This window comes from Streptomyces sp. NBC_00104 (genome assembly GCF_045160825.1).
GTDB lineage: Bacteria > Actinomycetota > Actinomycetes > Streptomycetales > Streptomycetaceae > Streptomyces.
This window is the reverse complement of record NZ_CP108215.1, coordinates 3,152,495-3,175,220: the sequence shown is the minus strand read 5'-3', so window position 1 is coordinate 3,175,220 and position 22,726 is coordinate 3,152,495. Positions and strand designations below refer to the sequence as shown.

20 protein-coding genes and 1 pseudogene are annotated in these 22,726 nt (G+C 72.0%); 8 read left to right on the top strand and 13 right to left on the bottom strand.

What is annotated here, in order from left to right; all coding sequences use genetic code 11:
* Nucleotides 1-1,395, top strand: a complete 1,395-nt coding sequence (locus tag OG272_RS13775; RefSeq protein WP_405893449.1) for a TIGR02679 family protein — start codon at nt 1-3, stop codon at nt 1,393-1,395.
* 98 nt (nt 1,396-1,493) lie between these two features.
* Here the strand turns inward: OG272_RS13775 and OG272_RS13770 are convergent, their stop codons facing one another.
* Nucleotides 1,494-1,829: a hypothetical protein gene (locus OG272_RS13770; protein ID WP_405893447.1), complete on the bottom strand. Its 336-nt coding sequence runs from the start codon at nt 1,827-1,829 to the stop codon at nt 1,494-1,496.
* Nucleotides 1,830-1,857: 28 nt separating this feature from the next.
* Here OG272_RS13770 and OG272_RS13765 point away from each other — a divergent pair, with 28 nt between their 5' ends.
* A complete protein-coding gene (locus tag OG272_RS13765) occupies nt 1,858-2,142 on the top strand; it encodes a hypothetical protein (RefSeq protein ID WP_405893445.1) in 285 nt (94 codons plus the stop codon).
* Nucleotides 2,143-2,255: 113 nt separating this feature from the next.
* Here the strand turns inward: OG272_RS13765 and OG272_RS13760 are convergent, their stop codons facing one another.
* Nucleotides 2,256-2,477, bottom strand: coding sequence for a hypothetical protein (locus tag OG272_RS13760; RefSeq protein ID WP_327730034.1), 222 nt, complete (start codon nt 2,475-2,477; stop codon nt 2,256-2,258).
* A gap of 122 nt (nt 2,478-2,599) precedes the next feature.
* On the opposite strand from OG272_RS13760, the gene OG272_RS13755 reads away from it, so the two are divergent.
* From OG272_RS13755 to OG272_RS13745, 3 genes and pseudogenes are all read left to right on the top strand, one after another.
* Nucleotides 2,600-3,850, top strand: a complete 1,251-nt coding sequence (locus OG272_RS13755) for a hypothetical protein (protein WP_327730035.1) — start codon at nt 2,600-2,602, stop codon at nt 3,848-3,850.
* A 143-nt stretch (nt 3,851-3,993) separates the two neighbouring features.
* Nucleotides 3,994-4,082: pseudogene (locus tag OG272_RS13750) on the top strand (VOC family protein); the annotation flags it as partial.
* A 135-nt stretch (nt 4,083-4,217) separates the two neighbouring features.
* Complete coding sequence (locus OG272_RS13745) at nt 4,218-4,826, top strand: response regulator transcription factor (RefSeq protein ID WP_327730036.1); 609 nt, start codon at nt 4,218-4,220, stop codon at nt 4,824-4,826.
* A gap of 71 nt (nt 4,827-4,897) precedes the next feature.
* Here the strand turns inward: OG272_RS13745 and OG272_RS13740 are convergent, their stop codons facing one another.
* The 5 genes from OG272_RS13740 to OG272_RS13720 form a co-directional block, all read right to left on the bottom strand.
* Complete coding sequence (locus tag OG272_RS13740; RefSeq protein WP_405893442.1) at nt 4,898-6,709, bottom strand: ATP-binding cassette domain-containing protein; 1,812 nt, start codon at nt 6,707-6,709, stop codon at nt 4,898-4,900.
* Nucleotides 6,706-8,544, bottom strand: a complete 1,839-nt coding sequence (locus OG272_RS13735) for an ABC transporter ATP-binding protein (protein ID WP_405893440.1) — start codon at nt 8,542-8,544, stop codon at nt 6,706-6,708. The genes OG272_RS13740 and OG272_RS13735 overlap by 4 nt, the downstream gene beginning before the upstream one ends.
* 233 nt (nt 8,545-8,777) lie before the next feature.
* Complete coding sequence (locus OG272_RS13730) at nt 8,778-8,915, bottom strand: SapB/AmfS family lanthipeptide (RefSeq protein WP_326583229.1); 138 nt, start codon at nt 8,913-8,915, stop codon at nt 8,778-8,780.
* Between the two features lie 6 nt (nt 8,916-8,921).
* Nucleotides 8,922-11,540, bottom strand: a complete 2,619-nt coding sequence (gene lanKC / locus OG272_RS13725) for a class III lanthionine synthetase LanKC (protein ID WP_405896017.1) — start codon at nt 11,538-11,540, stop codon at nt 8,922-8,924.
* A 387-nt stretch (nt 11,541-11,927) separates the two neighbouring features.
* A complete protein-coding gene (locus OG272_RS13720; RefSeq protein ID WP_326583231.1) occupies nt 11,928-12,788 on the bottom strand; it encodes an LLM class F420-dependent oxidoreductase in 861 nt (286 codons plus the stop codon).
* A gap of 241 nt (nt 12,789-13,029) precedes the next feature.
* Between OG272_RS13720 and OG272_RS13715 the strand changes: the two genes are divergently transcribed.
* Nucleotides 13,030-14,532, top strand: a complete 1,503-nt coding sequence (locus tag OG272_RS13715) for a family 43 glycosylhydrolase (RefSeq protein WP_327730041.1) — start codon at nt 13,030-13,032, stop codon at nt 14,530-14,532.
* A 22-nt stretch (nt 14,533-14,554) separates the two neighbouring features.
* Nucleotides 14,555-16,003 (top strand): family 43 glycosylhydrolase, encoded by a 1,449-nt coding sequence (locus tag OG272_RS13710; RefSeq protein ID WP_326583233.1) that lies wholly within the window; start codon nt 14,555-14,557, stop codon nt 16,001-16,003.
* A gap of 104 nt (nt 16,004-16,107) precedes the next feature.
* Here the strand turns inward: OG272_RS13710 and OG272_RS13705 are convergent, their stop codons facing one another.
* The 6 genes from OG272_RS13705 to OG272_RS13680 all read right to left on the bottom strand — a co-directional run bounded on the left by OG272_RS13705 (nt 16,108) and on the right by OG272_RS13680 (nt 22,164).
* A complete protein-coding gene (locus OG272_RS13705; protein ID WP_328222855.1) occupies nt 16,108-16,785 on the bottom strand; it encodes a response regulator transcription factor in 678 nt (225 codons plus the stop codon).
* Nucleotides 16,786-16,794: 9 nt separating this feature from the next.
* A complete protein-coding gene (locus tag OG272_RS13700) occupies nt 16,795-18,060 on the bottom strand; it encodes a sensor histidine kinase (protein WP_326583235.1) in 1,266 nt (421 codons plus the stop codon).
* A 116-nt stretch (nt 18,061-18,176) separates the two neighbouring features.
* Nucleotides 18,177-20,390 (bottom strand): MMPL family transporter, encoded by a 2,214-nt coding sequence (locus OG272_RS13695; RefSeq protein WP_328222854.1) that lies wholly within the window; start codon nt 20,388-20,390, stop codon nt 18,177-18,179.
* Between the two features lie 193 nt (nt 20,391-20,583).
* Nucleotides 20,584-21,117, bottom strand: coding sequence for a hypothetical protein (locus OG272_RS13690; RefSeq protein ID WP_327730045.1), 534 nt, complete (start codon nt 21,115-21,117; stop codon nt 20,584-20,586).
* A complete protein-coding gene (locus tag OG272_RS13685) occupies nt 21,110-21,472 on the bottom strand; it encodes a MazG-like family protein (protein ID WP_326583238.1) in 363 nt (120 codons plus the stop codon). The genes OG272_RS13690 and OG272_RS13685 overlap by 8 nt, the downstream gene beginning before the upstream one ends.
* Nucleotides 21,473-21,618: 146 nt before the next feature.
* Entirely contained in the window at nt 21,619-22,164 is a 546-nt protein-coding gene (locus tag OG272_RS13680) for a DoxX family membrane protein (RefSeq protein WP_327730047.1), read from the bottom strand.
* 158 nt (nt 22,165-22,322) lie between these two features.
* Here OG272_RS13680 and OG272_RS13675 point away from each other — a divergent pair, with 158 nt between their 5' ends.
* On the top strand, nt 22,323-22,649 hold the full coding sequence (locus tag OG272_RS13675) for a nuclear transport factor 2 family protein (protein ID WP_326583240.1): 327 nt from the start codon (nt 22,323-22,325) through the stop codon (nt 22,647-22,649).
* Nucleotides 22,650-22,726: the final 77 nt, after the last annotated feature.

Sequence of the window (22,726 nt, the reverse complement as noted above, 5' to 3'; positions counted from 1 at the left end):
ATGACGGATCGGCGCGTGGTGGACGAGGGCGTCGGTGTGACGGGCCCGCGAGCGATGGCCGAGCCGCCCCTCGCTCGCGGGCCGCGCCCGGCTCCCGAGCCGCCCCTCGCCTCCGCGACGACGTCCCTCGCCCCCGAGGCGATGGCGTTCCTGTCCCGGCCCGGTCTGAGCCGCCTCTGGGCGGCGGCACGAATGCGCCTCGAACGCGGCGGTCTCCAGCCGACCGGCACGATCCGGCTCCAGAACCCCGACCCACAGGAACGCGAAGCCCTGTCCCTCCTCCTGGCCAAACCGGTCAGCGGTCCGTCCGTCACGATCCGCCTGCCCGACCTGGACACCCGCCTGCGCGCCAGCGCGGTCGGACGGGGCCTCGCGGCGACACTGGCCGCGCTGGGCCCACCCCTGACCGACCGGCGCGCGGCGCGCGACGTGGCGGCGGCCGAACGCGACCGCCTCTGGTCCAAGGCGGAATCGGTCCTGACCGCCACATCACTGACCGACCGGCCCTGGGCCCACCGATGGATGGCGGACCTGCGGCGGTCCGGGACGCTCACCCGTCACCCACCCACCACCGCGCTCACCACCATCACTCAGGCCATCCAGACCCTCGCCACCCTCTACCCCGGCACGGGCCCCGACCCCACCCCCGCCACCTGGGGCCGCGGCGAACTGGCCACCCGCACCACGGGCTCGGCCCACGGCCTGGACGACGGCACCCTGCTGGCCCGCCTGGTCCTGCGGGGCCTCGCACAGGCCCAGGACGTCGACTTCCCGACCGACGCACCGGCCCGCCGCGCGCTGTGGCGCCGGGCCTCGGTCACACCGGACGAGGTCTCCAGCACGGTCCTGACCTACGGTCTGCGCCCGACGGGCGCCACCTGGCGGGAGACGGCCCTCCGCGAACGCGCGGACCACCACCTGGAGACCCACCTGACCCTACGTGAACTGCGCACCCTGCAGATGGAGTTGCCCTCGCGCACCCGCGTCCACGTCTGCGAGAACCCGCGTGTGGTGGAGGCCGCGGCGGACGCCGGCTGCACCGCGCCGTTGATCTGCACCTCGGGCAGTGCGACGACGGTCGTCCTCACCCTCCTGGACACCCTGGCCGCGGCCGACTGCGTCTTCGCCTACCACGGCGACTTCGACTGGCCGGGCATCACCCTCGCCAACCGTGTCAGGGGGCGGTACCAGGCGTCGGAGCCGTGGCGTATGAGTGCGTCGGACTACGAGTATCTTGCGACGCGAGCCGAACTGCACGGCACGCCGCCGCTTCCGCTCAGCGGTACGCCGGTCGAGGCGACGTGGGATGCGGAACTGGCCCCGGCCATGGAGGCCTTGGGGGTGGCTCTGCACGAGGAGGCGGCGCTGGACCTCCTCCTGGAAGACCTCGCATGAGACAGGAAGGAAGCACGGACAGTCTCACCGAGGCGAACCTCAGAGCACTGGCCGGCGCGCGTTCCTTCGAGCGGGGGCGCGGTTACCTCGACGCGGTGTCAGGGGTCGAGGTCGGTGACGACCGGGTCAGCGCCACCGTCCACGGCACGGAGCGGTACGAGGTGGAGCTGACCCTGGACGGGCCCGGCGGGCTGGGCGGTGACTGCGACTGCCCGTACGGAATGGAGGGCGACTTCTGCAAGCACCTGGTGGCCCTCGGCCTGACCGTGCTCGCCCAGGGAGCGGGCCTGCCGCGGCAGCGGAAGGCGGCCCGGGACCGCGCGCAGGACCTCGACGCGTGGCTGTCCGCCCTGTCCAGGGACGAGTTGCTCGTCCTGGTGCGGGAACAGGTGGGCGAGGATCGGCAGTTGCGGCGACGCCCTGCTCGACGACAAGGACGGAGCCGCCGCGTGGCAGGCCGCCGTGCAAACAGGCGCCCACGACGGACAGTGGCGCACTCTCGCCGACCAGATCCGCCCCGACCGCCCCGCCGACGCGCTCGACGTCTGTCTCCGCCTGGCCGAGCCGCTGACCACGCAGACCGGTAACGCGGTCTACGAGCGGCTCGTCGACCTGCTGCTGAGCATCCGGGACTGCCATGGCCGCTGGGGCACACCGGACGCGTTCACCGAGTACGCCACTGCCCTGCGCACTTCCCGGAGACGCAAGCGGAACCTGATGCGGCTGATGGACGAGCACGGTCTGTGAGCGGGGTTGGGATCGGAGTTCTCCCGTGATGCCGGTACGGACGGTGGTCGCGACCGTCGGCGGATACGTCGCGCTGCGTACCCGACGCATGTGCCCCTGGGGCCCGGGAGATCTCAGCCGAGGCTGAGCGTCAACTTCGCTTCCAGGGAGCCGAGTTCGGTCCGCTCCCCACCCGTCGGCGCCCAGCGGCCCTTGCCGATCAACAGGGCGTTCTTGTCGGCGACCGCCGCGCGCAACGCTGCCCAGGCGGGTGAGAAGAGATCCCCCTCGGCACGGTGGTTCGGTGCGGGTGCGGTGGACGGGCGCGCGTGCGGAGGGCGGGCTGTTCGATGCATTGACCCCGGGCCGGTGGCGCGCTTTCATCGCGTGCATGCCCGTGAGTCCTCTGCGCAGGGCTGGGGGCAACGGGGGACAGGGGGCGGCTGTGGCCGTTCCCCGTCGAAGGGGGAGCCAGTTGATGAGACCTTCCTTACGTGTCCTCGTGTACGGCGTTCTCGTGGCCGCCGCCGTCGCGAGTCCCGTCTCGCCCGCGCAGGCGGCCGACGAGGGCGACGTGGCGAGCGTCGCGCCGGGTACCGAGCGGATCAGCGTCGCCGCCGACGGCACCGGCGGCAACGGTCACTCCGTGGATCCTGTCGTCAGCGCGGACGGGCGCGTCGTGGCCTTCATGTCGTCGGCGACCAACCTGGGGCCCGGCACGGACGTGCGGAACAGCGTGTACTACCGGACGGCCCCCGGTGAGCCGTTGCAGCGTGTGGCGGTGCCGGGGGAGACGACCTCGACGCCCCAACTGTCGGATTCCGGGCGGCACTTGACCTTCGGTTCGTACTCGGCCACGACCGGTGTGTCCTCCGTGTACGTCATGGATCTGAGCAGCGGGGCCTTTGAGCGCCTGGCGCCCGCGATGGACGAGGGCTACCAGGTGTCGTACGGCGTCGCGCCGATCAGCGCGAACGGGCGTTACGTCGCCTTCGTGGCCCGGCCCGCCGCGGACCCGAACGGGGCGTTCGCCTGCCGGGTCATGCTGCTGGACCGGCAGACGCAGAAGGTGCGGCGGGTCAGCCGGGAATCCGACGGCTCGAAGGACTTCCACCGGTGCGATCAGGTCTCGATGAGCGCCGACGGGCGCAAGGTCGCCTATCTGGAGGGGTACTCCGGGCCGGCCGCCGACGATCAGGGCGACATTCTCGTCTACGACCGGGTGAACGGGCGTACCGTGCACGCGGACGCCACCCATGACGGGGCGGTGGCGGACAGGTCGGCGGTCGCTCCGGTGCTGAGCGCCGACGGCTCCAAGGTCGGCTTCAACTCGGTGGCCGGAAATCTCGTCCCCGGGGCCGACCCCAACGGGGCCACCAGCACGTCCTGGAACGCCTTCGTCCGCGATCTGCGCACGGGCACGCTTCAGCGGTACGACGGCCACACCCCCACCGATCTCACCCTGATCTCGGATCTGTCGGTCAACGGTTCGAAGCTGCTGCTGAACACGGCGGACGCGAACCGTACGTCGCTCGGGCTGGTCCTGCGTGATGTGTGCAGCGGGGAGGAGGAGCTGCTGTCGCCGGGCCAGGACGGCAAACCCGTCACCGTGGGTGACGCGGCACTGAGCGCGGACGAGTCGGCGGTCGTCTTCGAGTCCTACTATCCCGGCCTGGTTCCCGAGGACACGAATCTGATCGGGGATGTGTTCGTGCGCACGCTGCGCTGAGCCGCTGGGGATCCGGGGATCCGGTTATCCGGGTACGGGGCGGGGGCGGTCCGTGCGCCGTCCCCGCCGCGCGCCTTTGCTCGGGTAGTGGCCGTCGATCTCGGCGGTTCCGTCCTTCGTCCGGACGCCGGGTACGTCGACACCTGGACCGGGCACGGGGTTTCTACGCCGAGCGCCTCGGCCTGGAGCCCGTCGACGAACGACCGGCGGACTGCTGTACCGCTGTGGTGGGGTGACGGACGGGATGGCGGGCAGGTGGGGTGATAAGCGGTGATTGTGGGGGTTATCCGGAGATACTGTCCAGGGCGTCGTCGGGGTCACCGGGGCGTGGTGCGGGATGCAGGCCGCGAACGGCCGGGCGGGAGCGATGGTGATCCGTGTTCTGCTCGTGGAGGAGACAGACCTGGTGCGCGGTGCGCTTGCCGCCCTGCTGACACGGGAGGAGGACATCGAGGTGGTCGCGGCCTCACCGGGGCACGACCAGGCCGTCCCGCGAGCACTGTCGCACCGCCCTGACGTGGTCGTGATCGACATCGACGGAGGAGCGGACGAGGCGCTCGGTACCTCGCGCGAGCTGGCCGCGCGGCTGCCGGAGTGCGGGATCCTGCTGGTGGCCGACTCGGCGCCCCCCGAGTTCCTGCGGGAGGCGCTGGAGCTGCGCGTCGCGGGGCTCATCGGCAAGAACGGCCCCTTCGACACCCTGGCTCAAGGGGTCCGCAAGGTGGCGGCGGGCGAGCGGTTCATCGCACCGGAGCTGGCACTGCAGGCGCTCTCCTCGGCGGAGAGCCCGCTGACCCCTCGGGAGAGCGAGGTGCTGCGGCTGGCGGCGGACGGCACGCCGACCCGCGAGATCGCCGAGCACCTGTCGCTGTCGGTGGGGACGGTGCGCAACCACCTGAACGCCGTGTCCAGGAAGACGGCGGCGCGCAACCGTATCGACGCGATCCGGATCGCCCGGGAGTCGGGGTGGCTGTAGGCCCCGATCACCACGGGACGATCAGGACGGGGTCTCCGTCGTTTCCGTCGCCGAGTGGTCCCGGTGGCCGATCAGGGCGGGGTCTTCGTCGCCGAGTGGTCCCAGTGGCCGATCAGGTCGCGGTAGAGGGCGCAGTCGGTCAGCAGCCGGTCGTGCGTGCCGACGCGGCAGCGCGGGCCGTCCATGACGAGGACGAGGTCGGCGCGCAGGGCGGAGCTGATGCGGTGGGCGCAGACGACCAGGGTGGCGGGGCGGGCGGCGAAGGCCTGCTCGGCGACCGCCTCGGCGGCCGGGTCGAGGTGACAGGTGGCCTCGTCCAGCACCACCAGTGACGCTGCGGGCAGCCAGGCACGCACCAGGGCGATCAACTGGCGCTCACCGGCGGAGAGCAGCGCCGGGTCCACGGATGCCTCGTAGCCGCCGAGGCGTTCGGTGAGCGGGCCCGCGCCGATGGCGTCGACCGCGGTGTCCAGGTCGTACGGGGTGGCCGTGGGGTGGAGATAGGCGAGGTTCTCGCGCAGGGTGCCGGAGAAGACGTACGCCTCCTGCGGGATCAGCACGCGGGACCGTGACAGTCTGCCCGGCTCCAGGGACCGGACCGGGACACCGCCCAGCCGGACCCGGCCGGCCTGGGGCTCCAGCACCCCCGCGATGAGCGAGGCCAGAGTGGACTTCCCCACGCCGCTGGGGCCGACCACCGCCAGATGTGTGCCGGGTGCGAGGGTCAGGTCGAGTTTCCGGACGACCGGGTCGGCGGAGCGGGCGTAGCCGAAGGTGACACCGCACAGCTCGATGCCGCCGTCGTGGGGGGCGGGGGGACGGTCTGCGGCCGGCTGGTCGTCGGGCGGGTGGGACGGCACCACGTGGTCCTCGGGACGCGGACGCCTCGCCCTCCCCACTGTCGCCGTTTCCGGTGCTCGCGTCGGCGCCGCGGTGGCCGTTTCCAGGATTCTGCCCACGGTGACCAGGAGCCACAGGCCGCTGCCGCCGACTGCCGTGACGAAGCCCTGGAGGGCGGGCTGGAGGCCTTGGGAGACGTAGGTCAGCGCGCCCAGGATCGCGCCTGCCGTCACTCCGCCCCGGATGAGCCAGGGGGCGCCGGCCAGGATGAGGACGACCGGCAGCCAGCCGCCCAGGGCCAGGGCCAGGGTCCGTAGGGCGGCGAGGCGGGCCAGCGCGCGGGACGCGGCCGCCGCCGCCTCGATGCGGGCGCCGGTCCGGCCGCGTACGACGCCCTCGGCGCCGCAGGCCGTCACGTCCCGCAGTCCGCCGACCGCCGTGCTCACGTGCTCGGTGACGGCCTCGTCGGCGAGGACGACCGCGCGCTGCCGGGCCGCCAGTGCGCGCAGGGCCAGCAGGAAGACCGCCAGGCCGGCGGCCAGGGGCGGCATCACGAACAGGAGGAGGGCGGGGTCGAGTGCGGCCAGCCCGAGCAGCACGCTCACCACCGTGACCGCGAAGGTCTGCGCGAACATCACGACCGCTCCGTACGACTCGCGGGCGACCTCCACCTGCTCGGTCAGCCGTGCCACGCCGGCGGTGTCGGCGGGCCGCTCCAGACGGGCGGAGCCGCGCAGTGTGCCCGTGGTGACGAGGGCGGCCAGCTCGTCCCGGAACGGCTCGACCACCTCGGACAGGCGGAGCGTGGCCTGGCGGGTGCCCCAGGCGCCGATCAGGACGGCGCAGGCCAGCAGGCCGAGCCAGCCGAAGCCCACGACGGTGCGGTCGGCGAGGAAGCCGTCGTCGACGGCGCGGGCGACCAGCCAGCCCGACAGCAGCGCGGGCACGGCCTGCACCAGCGACCAGCCGGTGAGCCGTTCGAACTCCCGGCGCCGCACACGCACCGTGGAGCGCAGCAGCCGCCGCGGGCCCGCGGCGTTCACCGCACACCTCCGTGGTGTTCCAGGTCATGGTGTGCCGGTTCCGTTCGGACGACCTCCCTGTCGACCTCTCCGTCGACCTCGCCGCTGGACTCGCCGCTGGACTCGCCGCTGGACTCGCCGTCGGCCGCCGCCTCCGCGTGGAACACCGCCCGGTAGTCGGGGTGCCCCCACAGCGCGCCGTGGGTGCCCCGGCCTCGGACCCGGCCCTTGTCGAGCCAGACGACGTGGTCCGCGCGGGCGGCGGCGGAGGCCCGGTGGGTGACGAGAAGGCGGGTGCGGGTGGCCAGGGGGCCGGTGCCGGTGAGGACCTGGGTGATCTGGTGCTCGGTGACGGTGTCGAGGCTGGCGGTGACGTCGTCGAGGACGAGGAGGCGGCCGGACGGGGCGGACTGTACGAACGCGCGGGCCAGGCCCACCCGTTGGGTCTCCCCGCCGGACAGGGGGGCGGCGTCGAGGGCGGTGGCATAGCCCTCGGGCATGGTGCGCAGGAAGGTGTCGGCGCGTGCGGCGGCGGCCTGTGCCGACACCTCCTCGGCCGAGGGTGTCCGTGGTCCGAAACCGATCGCGTCGGCGAAGGTCTCGCCCAGGAGTGCCGGGCGTTCGAAGCCGTACGCGACGGCCCGTCGTAGGTCGGCGGGGTCGATGTCGCGCAGGGGTACCCCGTCGAGCCGGACCTCGCCGTCGTCCGGGTCGGTCAGGCGCCCGGCGAGCGCGGCCAGCAGGGATTTCCCGGATCCGGAGCGGCCCACGACGGCGGTGAGCGCGCCCGCGGGCAGGTCGAGGTCGACGCCGTCCAGGAGGGCGTCGCCCCCGGCGCTGCGTACGGTCACGTCGCGGAACTCCAGTCGGCCGCGGCCCCCGGAGGGCAGGCGCGCGCCGCCGTACGCGGGCGTGGATTCCCGCAGTACCTCCGCGATCCGCCCGGCGGTGGAGCGGGAGAGGGCGAGTTGCCGCGCCGAGGCCACCAGCGAACTCACCCCGGTGGCCAGCACGACGTACTCGGCGGCGGCCAGCGTCTGACCCGGTGTGATGCGGCCCCGGGCGAGCTCCACCCCGGCCACCGCCAGCACGGCGACCTCCAGCAGGGGGACGATCATCGCGTCCCGCGCGGAGACCCGGGCGTACGCGCGCCACAACCCCATGCCGTGGCGGTGCAGTTCGGGCAGCGGCTCCAGCACCCGGTCGGCCTCGCGGTCCATGGTGCCCGCCGCGGTGATCGTGCGGATTCCCGTGAGCGCGTCGGTGAGCCGGGCGGCGATGCGGCCCTGCGTGGCGAAGTAGCGGTCGTTGAGGTCGGAGACGTCACGGACGAAGGCGCGGACCACCAGGACGATCAGCGGCAGTCCGGCGACGAAGGTGAGGCACAGCCAGGGGTCGATCAGGGCCAGGGCCACCACGGCCCCGACCGGCGGGACCAGGTCGGTCACCGCCCACACCAGGCCCGCCGGGGCGCTCCCGGCCCGGGCGGTGTTGCCCACGAGCCGGGTCACCAGGTCGCCGGGGGAGTGGCGGCGGGTGGCGCGGGAGCCCAGGTCGAGGACGTGTCCGAGCAGGGTGTGCCGCAGCCAGGCCGTGGAGCGCGCGTTGGCGACGGCGCCGGCGTAGTCGTCCGCCGCGTCGCACACCACGAGCAGCCCGACGGCGACGGCGGTCAGGGTCAGCCACAGCGCGGTGTCACCCTGTCCCAGTACGGCGTCGACCGCGCGGCCCATGACGGTGGGCAGGGCGACGTAGACCCCGGCGAGGAGAAAGGACGTGGCGGCCAGGAGGCCACCCCACCCTCCGCCTCTGCGGACCGCCGCCAGCAGCAGACGGTCCGCCGCGCGTCGGTCCACCGGCCGCTCCCGTCGTCGTAGGGGTTCTGGTCGTCCGTCCTGTGGTTCCCGTCACCCGTCCTGCTGTTCCGGTCGTCCGTCGTACCGTTCCGTCCGTCGTGCCGTGCCGTGCCGTGCCGTCCGTCGTGCCGTTCCGTCCCTCGTACCCTTCCGGGCGTCGTACCGCTCCGGGCGTCGTACCGCTCCGGCAGGAGGGGCGGGGACACCGAACGTGTCCCCGCCAGGGTGATGTGCTAGCAGAACAGCAGGCTGAAGCGACTGCCTCCGCCGCCGACGACGAGACAGCCCTTGCTTGCCCGGCTGCCCAGCGGCGGTCCGCGGTGTGCGGAGCCCTGCTCGATGGCCAGACCCTGCAGTTCGAGGAGCGACATGTGCTTTCACCTCCTCTCTCGCTCGCGTGCCGGCATGGGGACGGAATGGTCTTGGGCGTGCGGGCCGGGTGTCAGGAAGGGCAGTCCGACCGGTCGGGAGTGGAACGCGCTGCCCAGGGCGAGCAGGACGCCCGCGCCGCCGGTGGCCAGGTCCATGGACAGCCGCATCAACTGCTCGCCGGGGAAGGCCAGTCGGCCGTCGAGCAGACAGGCGTGGCGGGCGAGACGGCGTACGTGGTCCGCGATCACGGGGTCCCGGGCGGCGGCCGTGCCGGGCGGGTGCGGCCGGCTCAGATGGAGGATCATTCCGGCGAGGCCGTCGAAGAGGCCGGGCTCGATGTAGAACGCCGCCCTGGCCGCCTTGTGGATCGCGTCGGCGGCGGCCGCGAACCGGTCGTCCGCGCGGTGGGCCAGGTAGTCGTCGAGGACCATGCCGACACCCACGCTGCCGTCGGCGAGATACGGCATGGTGCGCCAGCCCTCGTTCACCTCCATCGACCCGTCGTCGCGCACGAGGCAGCGGCGCAGGTCCTGGCGCAGGGCGGTGGCGGCCAGGTCCAGGTGCGCCGGGTCGCCGCCGTGCTCGTACAGGCGCAGGAACAGCAGCGCGGGCCCCGACGCCCCGAACATCAGCCCCGCCCTCGGGTGCGCGCCGCCGCTGATCTCCGGTACGGCGTCGGCCGGGCCCAGGCGGTCGGCGACGAGGTCCGCGGCGCGGAACGCGGCGTCCCGGCAGGCGGTGTCCCCGGTGACCGCGGCGAAGTGCAGCAGGTTGAGTCCGACGCCGGACAGGCCGCCCCTGAGGTCGGAGGGCAGGGCCTCCCAGCCTTCGGCCAGGCACATGTCGAGCAGCTTGACGGCCTCCTCGTGGTGGCCGAGGTGTTCGAGGACGTACGTGATGCCGTGCAGGCCGTCGTAGAGGCCGAGGCGGCTGCCGGGCGCCGGGTCGAGGGTGTGCCGGATCAGCCACTCCTCGTGGTCGGGGTGGCGTCCGGCGCCCGTCACGTCCAGCGCGTAGAGCACCCCCGCCGCGCCGTGGGCCAGGGCGAGGCCGCCGCCCGGGGCGGTGAACTGTTCGATGTCGCCGGGGAACAGCCGGTCGTGGCGCTCCGGGGTGGCGGCGGCGAGGACGGCGTCGGCGATCGAGGTCCGGGCGCGCAGCCAGCCGGGCCGGTCGGGATCCAGCCGGGGCCCGTCGTGCGCGCCGGCGGCGATCCCGCCGTCGCCGGTGAGGGTGCGGACGGCCTCGTCGAGGAACCGGCGGGGGACCGGGAACAGGTCCGCGGCCTCCCTGGCCAGGTGCCACGCCTTGCCGCCGTCCAGGTCGATCAGGCCGGTCAGTGGCATGAACATGGCGAGCCGCAGGCAGGCCAGCGCGTACCGGTCGATGTCGAAGCCGGTGGTGTCGCGCGGGGCGAGGAAACCCGGGGCCGCGAGGACCTGAGGGCGTGCCTGCTCCACGTCCGACGCCCCCTCGAAGTCGATCAGTACGACCCTGCCGTCGGGGCGGACCAGGATGTTGTCCGTGTGCACGTCGCCGATCACGACGCCCCGGGCGTGCACGGCTGCCACGGCGTCCTCCACCTGCCGGACGATGTCGAGGGCCCAGGACGTGTACGCGGCGAAGTCCGCCGGGCCCGGGTCCGACGCGGCGAGCGGATAGCGTTCGACGAACTGTGTGTGCAGGGCGGACCCCTCGATGAACTCCTCGACGAGGAACTGGTGATCGCCCAGTGCGAAGTGGTCGCGCAGCGCGGGGACGAAGGGCAGACCGCGCAGCCGTTCGAGCGCGTACCGCTCGCGCTCCAGCCGGGTGACCGCGTCGGCGCCGTCCGGTGTGAGCCCGGCGTGGGGCCGGGCCTCCTTGAGGACCACGCGCTCCCGCGTCCGCGTGTCCACCGCGGTGTACAGCCCGCCGGCGTTGGAGAAGTGCAGGGCGTTGTCGATCCGGTAGGGCAGGTCGGCCACGGTGGTCCGGCGGCTCGCGGCGAGGTGGGGTTCGAGGAACGCGGGCAGCCGCACCCAGGGCGGGACCTGGAAGGTGGGGCCGCGCACGTCGGGCACCAGCCGCCCGGAGGGGTCCTCGACCGCCTGCTCCACCGCCCCTTCGGCCGACACGCAGTACCGGTCGGCGAAGGCGCCGTACCGGACGTAGAGCGGACCGTCACCCCAGCGCAGGTCGCTGAGGATGTACGGGCCCGGCCGGCCGTCGAGGACGGTGCCCAGTTCGGTGAGCACGCGCTCGCACTGGGCCTCGTCCCTGGGGTACACGGTCACGAACTTCCCGCTGGAGCCGCGGTGCGCGTACTTCGTGTTGGCGAGGAACAGGGTGTCCGGGCCGGGGAGGAACTTGAAGGGGATGCGGCGTGGCACGCAGTAGTCCCACACCGCGTCCAGGATCGGCTCCGCGTTGTCCGGACACGCCGAGACGTGGATCTTCCAGCCCTGTGCCGGAAGGACCGCTTCGACGGGGTGGCAGACCAGCCACTCGCCGAGTTCCACGCGCGCCCAGGAAGCGGGAAGGGGGTGCCGGGCCCGGCGGAAGAGGCCCCGGGTCCGGTGGTGGGACGGCGCATCGTAGAAGTGCGGGTCCATGAGGCAGTACACCTCGTACCGCTTGTCCACGGCGGCCTCCTGACGGGCCCGCTCCGTCCGGTCCGAGCGGTGCCTGAGGGTGGCGGGGTCGAGGCGCCGACGGGAACGGGCGGGCCGGTCGTCCCGGGCGCTCTCCCGACGCTCCAACTTTCCACGATGGCAGAGCGCCGGGACACGGGCATCGTTCGTCTGTCATCGGCCGTCCGTGAGATTCACATGGGCCGCCTGTGCGTATCTCACATCCCGCCGCTACGCCAGGGGCCCGGCACCCGCCGCTACGACGGATGGCCGGGCTCCTGCCGCTACGACGGGTGGCCGGGCTCCTGCCCCCGCGCGGCGCCCGTTCCCCGCCCCGAGCACTCGCCCGATCCCCGCCCCCACCAGGCGCCCGGTCCTCGCCCCGCCCCCGCGGCCGGGTCAGGACAGCAGGTCGGCCAGGTGTCGCCAGGCCTCGCGCGGCAGCGCGTCGGCGGGGCCGTCGTCGAGTACCTGGAGTGCCACGTGGTCGGCGCCCGCCGCGTGGAAGGCGTCGATACGGGTGCGGACGCGGTCGTCGTCGCCCCAGGCGTACACCGCGTCGACGAGCCGGTCGCTGCCGCCGTCCGCGAGGTCGTCCTCGGTGAAGCCGAGGCGGAGGAAGGTGTTGGTGTAGTTCGGCAGGGTCAGGTAGAAGGCGAGGTGGGTGCGGGCGAGGGTCCGGGCGCGGGCCGGGTCGGTGTCCAGCACCACCTTCAACTCCGGTGCCAGCAGCGAGTCTTCGCCCAGGGCCTCGCGGGCCTCGGACGTGTGCTCGGGGGTGACCAGGTACGGGTGCGAGCCGGCCGACCGGTCCCGTGCGAGCCCGAGCATCTTCGGGCCGAGCGCGGCGAGGACCCGCCGGCCGGCCGGGACTCCGGCGGTGTCCAGGGCGTCCAGGTAGTCGACCATGGCGGCGTACGGGCGCCGGTACTGCTCCGCGAGTTTCGCGTGGCTCACACCGAGGCCGAGCAGGAAGCGGCCGGGGTGGGCGGCCTCCAGGTCGGCGAAGCCCACGGCCGTGTCGGCGGCCTCGTACTGCCAGATGCTCTGGATGCCCGTGGCCACGGTGATGCGCTCGGTCGCCTCGACGAGCGGGACGGCGTGCCGTACCGCGGTGCTGCCGCCGAGCCAGATCGCCCCGAAGCCGAGTTCCTCCACCTCGGCCGCCGCCTCGGCGAGTTCGCCGTGACGAGCCGGGTCCTCGGCCCGCAGGCCGATGCTCCAGATGCCGTACCGTCCCACCCTGTTGTCTTTGGCCATGCAAACGCCAACCCGGTCGCCTTCACGATCTATTCCGGATGAGCCGTCGACCTGTTCCGGATGAGCCGCCGATCCGTTCCGGACGAGCCGTCGACCCGTTCCGGACGAGCCGTCGAAACCAATCGTGTCGCATCCATTGACGGCACTCGTGCCTCAGCTTTACCTTCTGGCCGAAGTTACGCACAACGTTCGCAATGTCGAACAATCTCCCCTCTCGAGCCGCTCCCCGAAGGGACTTGCCGTGTTCCGCATCCAAGTCCGTCACTGGGTGACGTTGGGGGCCGCGCTACTGGCCCTCTTCGCGTCGCTCATCACCGTCCAGCCGGCGCCGCCCGCCGCCGCCGCCGACGGCAAGCCGTTCACCAACCCGGTCAAGTCCCAGAAGGGCGCCGACCCGTGGCTGGAGTACTACAACGGCAACTACTACCTGGTGACGACCTCGTTCACCGGTGAGCTGACCATGCGGAAGTCGCCCACGCTGGCCGGGCTGAGCACCGCCCCCAGCGTGCAGGTGTGGTCGGACAGCACCAGTAGCCGCAACTGGAACATGTGGGCCCCGGAGATCCACTTCCTGGACGGCAAGTGGTACCTCTACTACTCCGCCGGGCCGCGCAGCTCCGCCTGCTGCGACGACCAGCGCACCCATGTGCTGGAGAGCGCCGGGTCCGACCCGATGGGGCCGTACACCTTCAAGAACACCCTCACCGGCTCCAACCTGAACCCGGGCGGCTGGCTGATCGACTCCAGCGTGCTCAAGCACGACAACAAGCTGTACCTGGTCGGCAGCGGTTCGGCGGGCGGCAGCAAGCAGAGCCTCGTCATCGCGCCGCTCAGCAACCCGTACACCCTCGCCAGCTCCACCTTCACCGTCATCTCCAGCCCGACGCTGAGCTGGGAGACGCAGAGCGGTGAGGTCAACGAGGGCCCCGAGCCGCTGTACCGCAACGGCCGTACCTTCCTCGTCTACTCCGCGAGCGCCTGCTGGGGCCCCGACTACAAGCTCGGGCAGCTCGAACTCACCGGTTCCGACCCGCTCCTCGCCTCCTCCTGGACGAAGAAGCAGACGCCGGTCTTCCAGCGCAGCGACGCCAACAGCGTGTACGCGCCCGGCCACAACGGGTTCTTCACCTCGCCCGACGGCACGGAGAACTGGATCGTCTACCACGCCAACGACTCGGCGAGCGACGGCTGCGACAACGGCCGGACGACCCGCGCCCAGAAGTTCACCTGGAACGCGGACGGCACCCCGAACTTCGGCACCCCGGTCGCCCTCGGCACGACCCTCGCCGGCCCCTCCGGTGAGACGGCGACGACACCGACCGCGTACACGATCGTCAACCGCAACAGCGGCAAGTGCCTGGACGTCAACGGCGGCAGCACGGCCGACGGCGCCAACATCTTCCAGTGGACCTGCAACGGCGGGGCCAACCAGAAGTGGCGGATCGAGGACCGCGCCGACGACACCAGCCGCCTCGTGAACGTCGCCACCGGCAAGGTCGCCGACCTCGCCGAGTGCGCGAGCGCCGACGGCACCGACATCCGGCAGTGGTCCTGGCTGAACAACAACTGCCAGAAGTTCCGCATGATCTACCTCGGCGGCGACTACGTACGGATCGCCAACGCCTCCTCCGGCAAGGTCCTGGACGTCGCCGACTGCGGCACCGCCAACGGCACCGACGTACGCCAGTGGTCCTGGCTCAACAACAACTGCCAGCAGTGGCGCCTCGTCCCCACGACCGCCTGATCCCGAAGGGCCGCACCCACACATGAGACGACTCGTCAGACGGGCCCTGGTGGCCGCAGCCGCCGCGCTCGCGGTGCTCACCACGGTGACCACCCCGGCCCAGGCCGCCGCCCCCGCGTCCCCCGCCGTCACCTTCACCAACCCGATAGCCGAGCAGCGCGCCGACCCGCACATCTTCAAGCACACCGACGGCTACTACTACTTCACGGCCACCGTCCCGGCGTACGACAAGATCGTGATGCGCCGGGCCACCACCCTCCAGGGCCTCGCCACGGCCACGGAGACCACCATCTGGACCAAGCACGCCAGCGGTGAGATGGGCGCCCACATCTGGGCGCCGGAGATCCACTTCATCGACGGCAAGTGGTACATCTACTTCACGGCCGGCTCCTCCAACGACATCTGGAAGATCCGCCCGTACGTCCTGGAGACCAGCGCCGCCAACCCGATCACCGGCACCTGGACCGAGAAGGGCCGCATCTCCCTGCCGCTCGACACCTTCTCGCTGGACGCGACGACCTTCACCGTCGGCAGCACCCGCTACCTGAGCTGGGCGCAGAACGACCCGGCGGTCGGCGCCGGCACCAACATCTACCTGGCCAAGATGTCCAACCCCTGGACGATCAGCGGCAGTCCGGTCATGATCTCCCGGCCCACCAACGCCTGGGAGAAGGTCAACCAGACCGTCAACGAGGGCCCGGCGGTCATCCAGCGGAACGGCAAGGTCTTCATGACCTTCTCGGCCGCCGCCACCGACGCCAACTACTGCCTCGGCCTGCTGACCGCCTCCGCCTCCGCCGACCTGATGAACGCGGCCTCCTGGACCAAGACGCCCACACCGGTCTTCACCAGCAACGCGGCCACCGGCCAGTACGGCCCCGGCCACAACACGTTCACCACCTCCGAGGACGGAAAGTCCGACATCCTCGTCTACCACGACCGCAACTACAAGGACATCAACGGCGACCCGCTCAACGACCCCAACCGCCGCACCCGCTACCAGAAGCTGTACTGGAACGCCGACGGCACACCCAACTTCGGCATCCCCGTCGCCGACGGCGCGACCCCGGTCCGTCTCTCCTCGTACAACTACCCGGACAAGTTCATCCGGCACTGGGAGTACCGCGCGAAGCTGGAGGCCAACGTCACCAACCTCGCGGACTCGCAGTTCCGCGTCGTCACCGGCCTGACGGGCAGCGGCACGGTCTCGCTGGAGTCGGCGAACTTCCCCGGCTACTACCTCCGCCACAAGAACAACGAACTGTGGGTGGAGAAGGACGACGGCACGGCCCTGTTCGACGCCGACGCCTCCTTCCACCAGCGGGCGGGCCTCGCCGACACCGCGGCCGGCGTCTCGTACGAGTCGTACAACTTCCCCGGCCGCTACATCCGCCACTACAACAACCTGCTCTACACCCAGCCGGTCAGCACGACCCTCGACCGGCAGGACGCGACCTTCTACAAGGAGTAGGTCCAAGGAGTAGGTCCGAGGAGTAGCTCCAAGGAAGTCCGGCTGTTCACGAGGTCACCTGCGCGTCGCCCTGGAGGCGGCGCGCAGGTGCGTTCTCCGGTGCCCTACTCCTGAGGCATGACCTGGACCAACCCCGACTGGTACGCCATCACCACCAGCTGAGCCCTGTCCCTGGCCCCCAGCTTCGTCATCGCCCGGTGCACATGGGTCCGAACCGTCAGCGGGCTGACGTACAGCTTCTCCGCGATCTCGTCGTTGGAACGGCCCTCGGCGGCGAGGGACATGACCTCGCGTTCGCGGGTGGTGAGGGTGCTCAGCCGGTCGGGGACGGCGAGGTGGTTGCCCGGGGCGGGGGTGGCGAGGAAACGGGTGATGAGGGTACGGGTGGCGGCGGGGGAGAGGAGGGTGTCGCCGGCGGCCACCGTGCGGATGCCGTCGAGGAGCACGTCGGCGGTGACGTCCTTGCCGAGGAAGCCGCTGGCGCCGGAACGCAGCGCCTGGGCCACGTACTCGTCGATCTCGAACGTCGTGAGGATCAGTACGCGGACATCGGCCAGCTCCTCGTCGGCGCAGATCACGGCCGTGGCGGTGAGCCCGTCGGTGCCGGGCATACGGATGTCCATGAGGACCACGTCGGGGCGGTGGACGCGGACGAGGTCGACCGCCTCCCGGCCGTCGGTGGCCTCGGCGACGACCTCCATGTCCGCGCAGGAGTCGATGAGGATCCGGAAGGTGGCCCGCAGGAGGGCCTGGTCGTCGGCGAGCAGGACACGAAGGGTCATGGTGCTGTTCTACTTCCGCAGGTCTGGGGTCGGTTCCGCGTCCGGTTCGGGGGTGCGGGCGCGGGGGCGCAGCGGGAGGTCGGTGGTGACCTCGAAGCCGCCTTCGGGACGCCGGCCGGCGCTCAGGGAGCCGCCGACGGACTGGGCGCGCTCGCGCATGCCGATGAGGCCGAAACCCCGGCCGGATTCCGGGGCGCAGGCCCGACGGGGCGGGGCGTCGCCGCCGTCGTCGGTGACCGTGATCGTCAGGTGGGCGTCGGCGTACGCGAGGCGGATGCGCGCCGCGTCCACGGCGGCGTGCTTGCTGACGTTGGTGAGGGCTTCCTGCACGATCCGGTACGCGGTCAGGTCCACGCCGGGGTCGAGGTGGCCGGGGGGACCCTCCGTGGTGACGCTGACGGTGAGGCCGGCGGACCCGCACGCGGCCATCAGGTCCGGGAGCCGGTCGAGCCCGGGGGTGGGAGCGAGCGGTGCCTCGGGATCGTCGGGCCGGCGCAGCACACCGACGGTGGACTTCAGCTCGCGCAGCGCCGACGACGTGGTGGCGGTCAGGTCGGTGAGGATCCGGTGGGCCTGCTCGGGGTCGGTGCGGGTGAGGTGCGCGGCGGTGCCCGCCTGGGCGTTGGCGAGGGCCAGATGGTGGGCGACGACGTCGTGCAGATCGCGGGCGATGCGCATCCGCTCCTCGGTGACCCGCAGGCGGGCCTCCTCCTCCCGGGTGCGCTCCGCGTGCTCGGCGCGGGCCTGCACCGACTTCAGGTAGGCCCGCCGGATCCGGGTGGCCCGGCCCAGGGCGAGGGGCAGGAGCAGCCAGAGGACGGGTCCGATCGTCCTGAGGAGCAGCGAGAGGTGGTCCATGGACTCGGCGAACACGGCCGCGAGCGTCATCACCGCGATGATGGTGAGGCCGTAGGCGCGGCTGGTCTTCCGGTCGGTGAGTGTGGCCAGCCAGTACAGGGCCGCCATGATCGGTGCCAGCAGCAGGGGGGTGAGCAGATAGCCCAGCGCGACCGCGACGATCGTGCAGATCGCGGTCGCCACGAGGGCGGTGCGCGGGTGCGTGCGGTGCTTGAGCAGGACGAGACAGGACACGCCCATGAGGGCGACGCCGACCTTGTCCTGGTCCGGCGGCTCGGCGCCGGGCAGGGTGAGCACGCTGCCGAGCGTCGCGCAGCCCATCAGCGTCATGGCCAGCACCAGGTCGACGAGGAACGGATGGCGGTCCGAGAAATCCTCCAGGCGATCGGCGTAACGCCGATCCGGGCTGACGCTCATCAGGGACTCCGGTCGGTGGGGCTGGGGACCATGGTGGTCGACTTCGGGTGCGAACGCCCCGAGAGCCGTCCGTGTCCTTGGCCACGGACGGCCCCCGGTGGGGGTGGGCGGGCGGATCAGATGCGCGTCACTTCCAGCTCCGCCGTGTCGGCCGGGGCCGGCTCCGTGTCGTCGGCGCGGCGGGTGAGCGCCTCACCCTCCACATCGACGTGGGGCAGTATCCGGTCCAGCCACTTCGGCAGCCACCACGCCTTGTCGCCGAGCAGGGCGAGGACGGCGGGCACGATCGCCATGCGGACGACGAACGCGTCGAACAGGACCGCCGAGGCCAGCCCGAACCCGATCATCTTGATCATGGAGTCGCTCTCGCCGATGAACCCGGCGAACACCGCGATCATGATCAGGGCGGCGGCCACGACCACTCGGGCGCTGTGCCTGAATCCGCTGGTGATGGCCTCGTCGGCCCGGTCGCCGTGGACGTACGCCTCCCGCATCCGGGACACGAGGAACACCTCGTAGTCCATGGCCAGGCCGAAGACGATGCCCACCAGGAAGATCGGCATCAGGCTCATGATCGGGCCGGTCTGTTCCACGCCCAGGAGTTCCGCGCCGTGGCCCTGCTGGAAGACCAGGACGACCACGCCGAGCGACGCGAGCACCGACAGCAGGAAGCCGGCGGCCGCCTTGAGCGGGACGAGCAGGGAGCGGAAGACGACCATCAGGAGGATGACGGCCAGGCCGACCACGACCAGCAGATAGGGGACCAGCGCGGACTGCACCTTGCCGGAGATGTCGATGTTCAGCGCGGTGGAGCCGGTGACCTCGAACGTGGCCCCCGTCCCGGACTCGATGCCGGGACGCTCGTCCCGGATGACGGTCACCAGGTCCTTGGTCTTCTCGTCGGTCGGCGCGGTGGCGGGCACGGCGGAGAAGACGGCGGTGTCGCCGGCCTCGTTGAAGCGGGCGGGAGAGACGGACACGATCCCCTCGGTGGCGCCGATCTCCTTCGCGACCGTCGCCGCGGCGCCCTTCGCGTCGTCGACGCCCTTGGCGTCCACCACGATCGTCAGCGGCCCGTTGAAGCCGGGCCCGAAGCCCTCGGCGAGCGCGTCGTAGGCGCGGCGTTCGGTGGTGGAGGTCGGCTTGGCCTCGTCCCCGGGCATGCCCAGCTGGAGGCCGGTCATCGGCACCGCGAGCGCGCCCAGGCCGATGACGCCGAGGACCAGCACGGGTACGGGGCGGCGCAGCACGAACCGGGACCAGCGGGTGCCCCCGTTGTTCTCGCCGCTCCCCTCCACACGGCCGCTCCTGCGCGCCTTCCGGGTCAGTACGGCGTTCGGCCAGCAGCCGAGGACGGCCGGGACCAGGGTCAGCGCGATCAGTACGGCGACGACGACCGCGCCCGCGGCGGCCAGCCCCATCTTCGTCAGCATCGGGATGCCGACCACGGACAGTCCGGCCAGCGCGATGACGACGGTGAGCCCGGCGAAGACGACCGCCGATCCGGCCGTGCCGGTGGCGAGGGCGGTCGCCTCCTCGGGCGAACGGCCGTTGGCGCGTTCCTCCCGATAGCGGGAGACGACGAACAGGGCGTAGTCGATGCCGACCGCGAGGCCCAGCATCATCGCGAGGGTGCCGGTCGTGGTGGACAGGCCGAAGGCGTCCGACAGGGCGAGGATCGAGGCCATGCTGAAGCCGACGCCGACGAGCGCGGTCAGCAGCGGCAGCCCGGCCGCGGCCAGCGAGCCGAAGGTGACGAGCAGGACGACGGCGGCGATGGCGACGCCGATCACCTCGGCCATCCCGCCCGCGCCGGACTGTCCGGCGACCGCGTCGCCGCCGGCCTCGACGGTCAGCCCGGCGTCCCGGGCCGCGTGGAGCGCGTCCTCCAGGTGGGTCCTGGCGGCGTCGGTGAGGTCGGTCGCGGCGACCTCGTAGGTGACGGTCGCGTACGCCGTCGAGCCGTCCTCGCTCACCGCCCGGGCCTGGAACGGGTCGACGGCGCTCGCGACCTGCGAGCCGGCGGCCAGATCGGCCACGGTGTCCTCGACGGCCTTCTTGTTCTCGGTGGCGGTGACCTTCTCACCGCTCGGCGCGACGAACACGACCCGGGCGGTGGCGCCGTCCGCCGTCACACCGGGGAAGCGCTGTTCCAGCAGGTCGAACGCCTTCTGGGACTCGATGCCCGGCATGGAGAACTCCTCGTCGGAGGCTCCGGGGGCCTTGAGGGCGCCGATACCGACGGCGCCCAGTACCGCCACCCACACCAGGATGACGTACCAGCGTTTGCGGAAGGCCAGCCGGCCCAGCCGATGAAGGAAGGTTGCCATGGGTCGCAGGTCTCCACGTCAGAAGTCTCGGATGCCTGCCCAGGCTCCCTTTCCGAGGCCCCTCCCGTCGTCGTGCGGCTGCCGACAATCGCGGCTACTCGGAACGCAGTACGACACGACCGCCGGGTCACCCCGGGGGATGACCGGTGTAGGGCCGGGGTATGACCGGAGGTCGCTTTACCCGGATGCCGGTCTACATGGAGTGCAGGGTGTCTCGGGAGGCCTTGATGAACTCCCTCAGCGCCTGCCAGAACGGCGCGTAGCAGGCGTCGAAGCGAGCGACGGCACCGGTGTCGCCCTCGATCATCGCCTCGATCGCCTTGTGGAAGGGGCTCGTCGCCCGCCTGACGGTGTTGGCGAGTTCGGCGACCTCGTCGGGTCCTTCCAGCGAGACGACCCAGGTGAGGTTCCGCAGCGTGGCGTACTCGTCCCGCTGCCGCTCGCGCAACCGCCGCAGCTCCTCGACCTGCTCCGGCCCGAGCCCGCCCGCGGCGCCCCGGACCACGTCGGACACCTTCCAGTGCACGTCGTTCAGCCGCTGCGCCTGCTCCATGAACTCCGCGTACGCCGTCCGCCGGGCCTCCCGCAGCCGTTCCACCCGCTGCGCGCTCGCCGTCGTGTCCGCCTGTATCCGCGCGGCCCGCGCGGTCCCCCTGCTCGTCACCCAGCTCGCGACCACGGCCGTACCGGCGGTGAGCGCGGCGATCCAGAACGCGTTGTCAGCCACGGCGGGAGCCCAGCGAGCGTTCGGTGACCCGGTCCAGATGGGCCGCGAAGACCGCGCGGGCGTCCGGGGTGAGGGTGCGCAGGGCGACCAGGGCCGTGATGACCACGTCGCACAGCTCCGACCGGACGTCGTCCCAGGTGTGGGTGGTGCCCTTGCGCGGGTTCTGGCCGGTCGCGCCGATCACCGCCTGCGCGACCTCGCCGACCTCCTCCTGGAGCTTCAACATCCGCAGCAGCAGGCCCTCTCGGCCGCCGTGCGGCTGGTCCGCCTCCAGCCAGGCGTGCAGCAGGGAGACGGACTGCCAGAGGCCGTCGGGGGAGTCGGAGGCGGCGGGTTCGGCGTGCTGATCACTCATGAGGCGCAGCCTGCCACGCCCCTACGACAGCGACAGGCACTCCTCGAAAGAGACGGTCACTCGACGAAAGAGCACGAGAGAAACGGTCACTCGACGAAAGAGCACGAGAGAGACGGTCAGTCAACGAAAGAGCACGAGAGGGACGGTCACTCCTCGAACAACGCCTCCTGCTCGCCCTCCTTCTCCTTGCGCACCCGCTGGTACCGCGTGCCCACGACCGCCGCGGTGACCGCGGCCGTACCGGCGAGCGCCACCGGGACCATCCAGCCCCGGTCGAAGACATGGCGGAACGCGTGGTCGAGGGAGAGCCGGCCGGGACCGGTGACCGCGAGGCCCGCGGCGGCCAGGCCCAGGGTCGCGGCGTACTCGTAGCCGCCCTCGGCGTTGAAGAAGCCGTTCGGCGCGTGGACCGCGGCCGCGCCGCCCATCGCGCCCGCCGCGGCGGCACCGGCCGCGGGCGTCGCGAGCCCGAGGGCGAGCAGGGCACCGCCGCCCGTCTCGGCCAGCCCGGCCGCGGTGGCGCTCGCCCTGCCGGGCGTGTACCCGACGGATTCCATGAACGCGCCGGTCCCCTCCAGTCCGCCTCCGCCGAACCAGCCGAACAGCTTCTGGGTGCCGTGCGCGGCGAGCACACCACCCGCGCCCAGCCGGAGCAGCAGCAGTCCCAGATCGCGTCGGTCGAATGAGGTCATGATCACTCCCGGGCAGCCCGTGCGTCGGTCCCCTCCCGCGTATCCACCGTCGCACCGATCACACCTGCCCGGCCCGCCCCGGCCGCCGTTCGGGTGGCCCCGAATCCGCCGCGCGTCTGCGGTGGCGTACCTCCGTGAACGGTGTGAGGCTGGCCGCCATGACGATCGCACCCGCCAAGCTCAGCGACCCGGCCGTGAGGGCCTTCGTCGCCGCGGTGAACTCCCACGACCAGGACGCGTTCTTCGCGCTCCTCACGGACGACGCGACCATGTCGGACGACGGCTCCGACCGTGACCTCGCGGACTGGACCGACCGGGAGATCTTCTCCTCCCACGGCCACCTGGAGGTCCAGCGCGAGACCGCCGGCGGCCGTGCGCTGGTCGCCAACTACCGCAACGACACCTGGGGCGAGATGCGCACCGCCTGGCGCTTCACGGTGTCGGAGGACGGCAGGATCAGCCGGTTCGAGACGGGCCAGGCGTAGCGCCTCCGCCCGTCTGTTCACACCTCGTCACCTCTCGTCGGGCCCAGGCCCTTGCCTTCGTGTGCGCTCCAACTCCT

What these genes read in the sequence shown, in the direction of transcription:
- OG272_RS13775 (WP_405893449.1), top strand. Translation starts at nt 1, where the DNA reads ATGACGGATCGGCGCGTGGTGGACGAGGGCGTCGGTGTGACGGGCCCG.
- OG272_RS13760 (WP_327730034.1), bottom strand. Translation starts at nt 2,477, where the DNA reads ATGCATCGAACAGCCCGCCCTCCGCACGCGCGCCCGTCCACCGCACCC.
- OG272_RS13755 (WP_327730035.1), top strand. Translation starts at nt 2,600, where the DNA reads ATGAGACCTTCCTTACGTGTCCTCGTGTACGGCGTTCTCGTGGCCGCC.
- OG272_RS13745 (WP_327730036.1), top strand. Translation starts at nt 4,218, where the DNA reads ATGGTGATCCGTGTTCTGCTCGTGGAGGAGACAGACCTGGTGCGCGGT.
- OG272_RS13730 (WP_326583229.1), bottom strand. Translation starts at nt 8,915, where the DNA reads ATGTCGCTCCTCGAACTGCAGGGTCTGGCCATCGAGCAGGGCTCCGCA.
- OG272_RS13720 (WP_326583231.1), bottom strand. Translation starts at nt 12,788, where the DNA reads ATGGCCAAAGACAACAGGGTGGGACGGTACGGCATCTGGAGCATCGGC.
- OG272_RS13710 (WP_326583233.1), top strand. Translation starts at nt 14,555, where the DNA reads ATGAGACGACTCGTCAGACGGGCCCTGGTGGCCGCAGCCGCCGCGCTC.
- OG272_RS13705 (WP_328222855.1), bottom strand. Translation starts at nt 16,785, where the DNA reads ATGACCCTTCGTGTCCTGCTCGCCGACGACCAGGCCCTCCTGCGGGCC.
- OG272_RS13700 (WP_326583235.1), bottom strand. Translation starts at nt 18,060, where the DNA reads ATGAGCGTCAGCCCGGATCGGCGTTACGCCGATCGCCTGGAGGATTTC.
- OG272_RS13695 (WP_328222854.1), bottom strand. Translation starts at nt 20,390, where the DNA reads ATGGCAACCTTCCTTCATCGGCTGGGCCGGCTGGCCTTCCGCAAACGC.
- OG272_RS13685 (WP_326583238.1), bottom strand. Translation starts at nt 21,472, where the DNA reads ATGAGTGATCAGCACGCCGAACCCGCCGCCTCCGACTCCCCCGACGGC.
- OG272_RS13680 (WP_327730047.1), bottom strand. Translation starts at nt 22,164, where the DNA reads ATGACCTCATTCGACCGACGCGATCTGGGACTGCTGCTGCTCCGGCTG.
- OG272_RS13675 (WP_326583240.1), top strand. Translation starts at nt 22,323, where the DNA reads ATGACGATCGCACCCGCCAAGCTCAGCGACCCGGCCGTGAGGGCCTTC.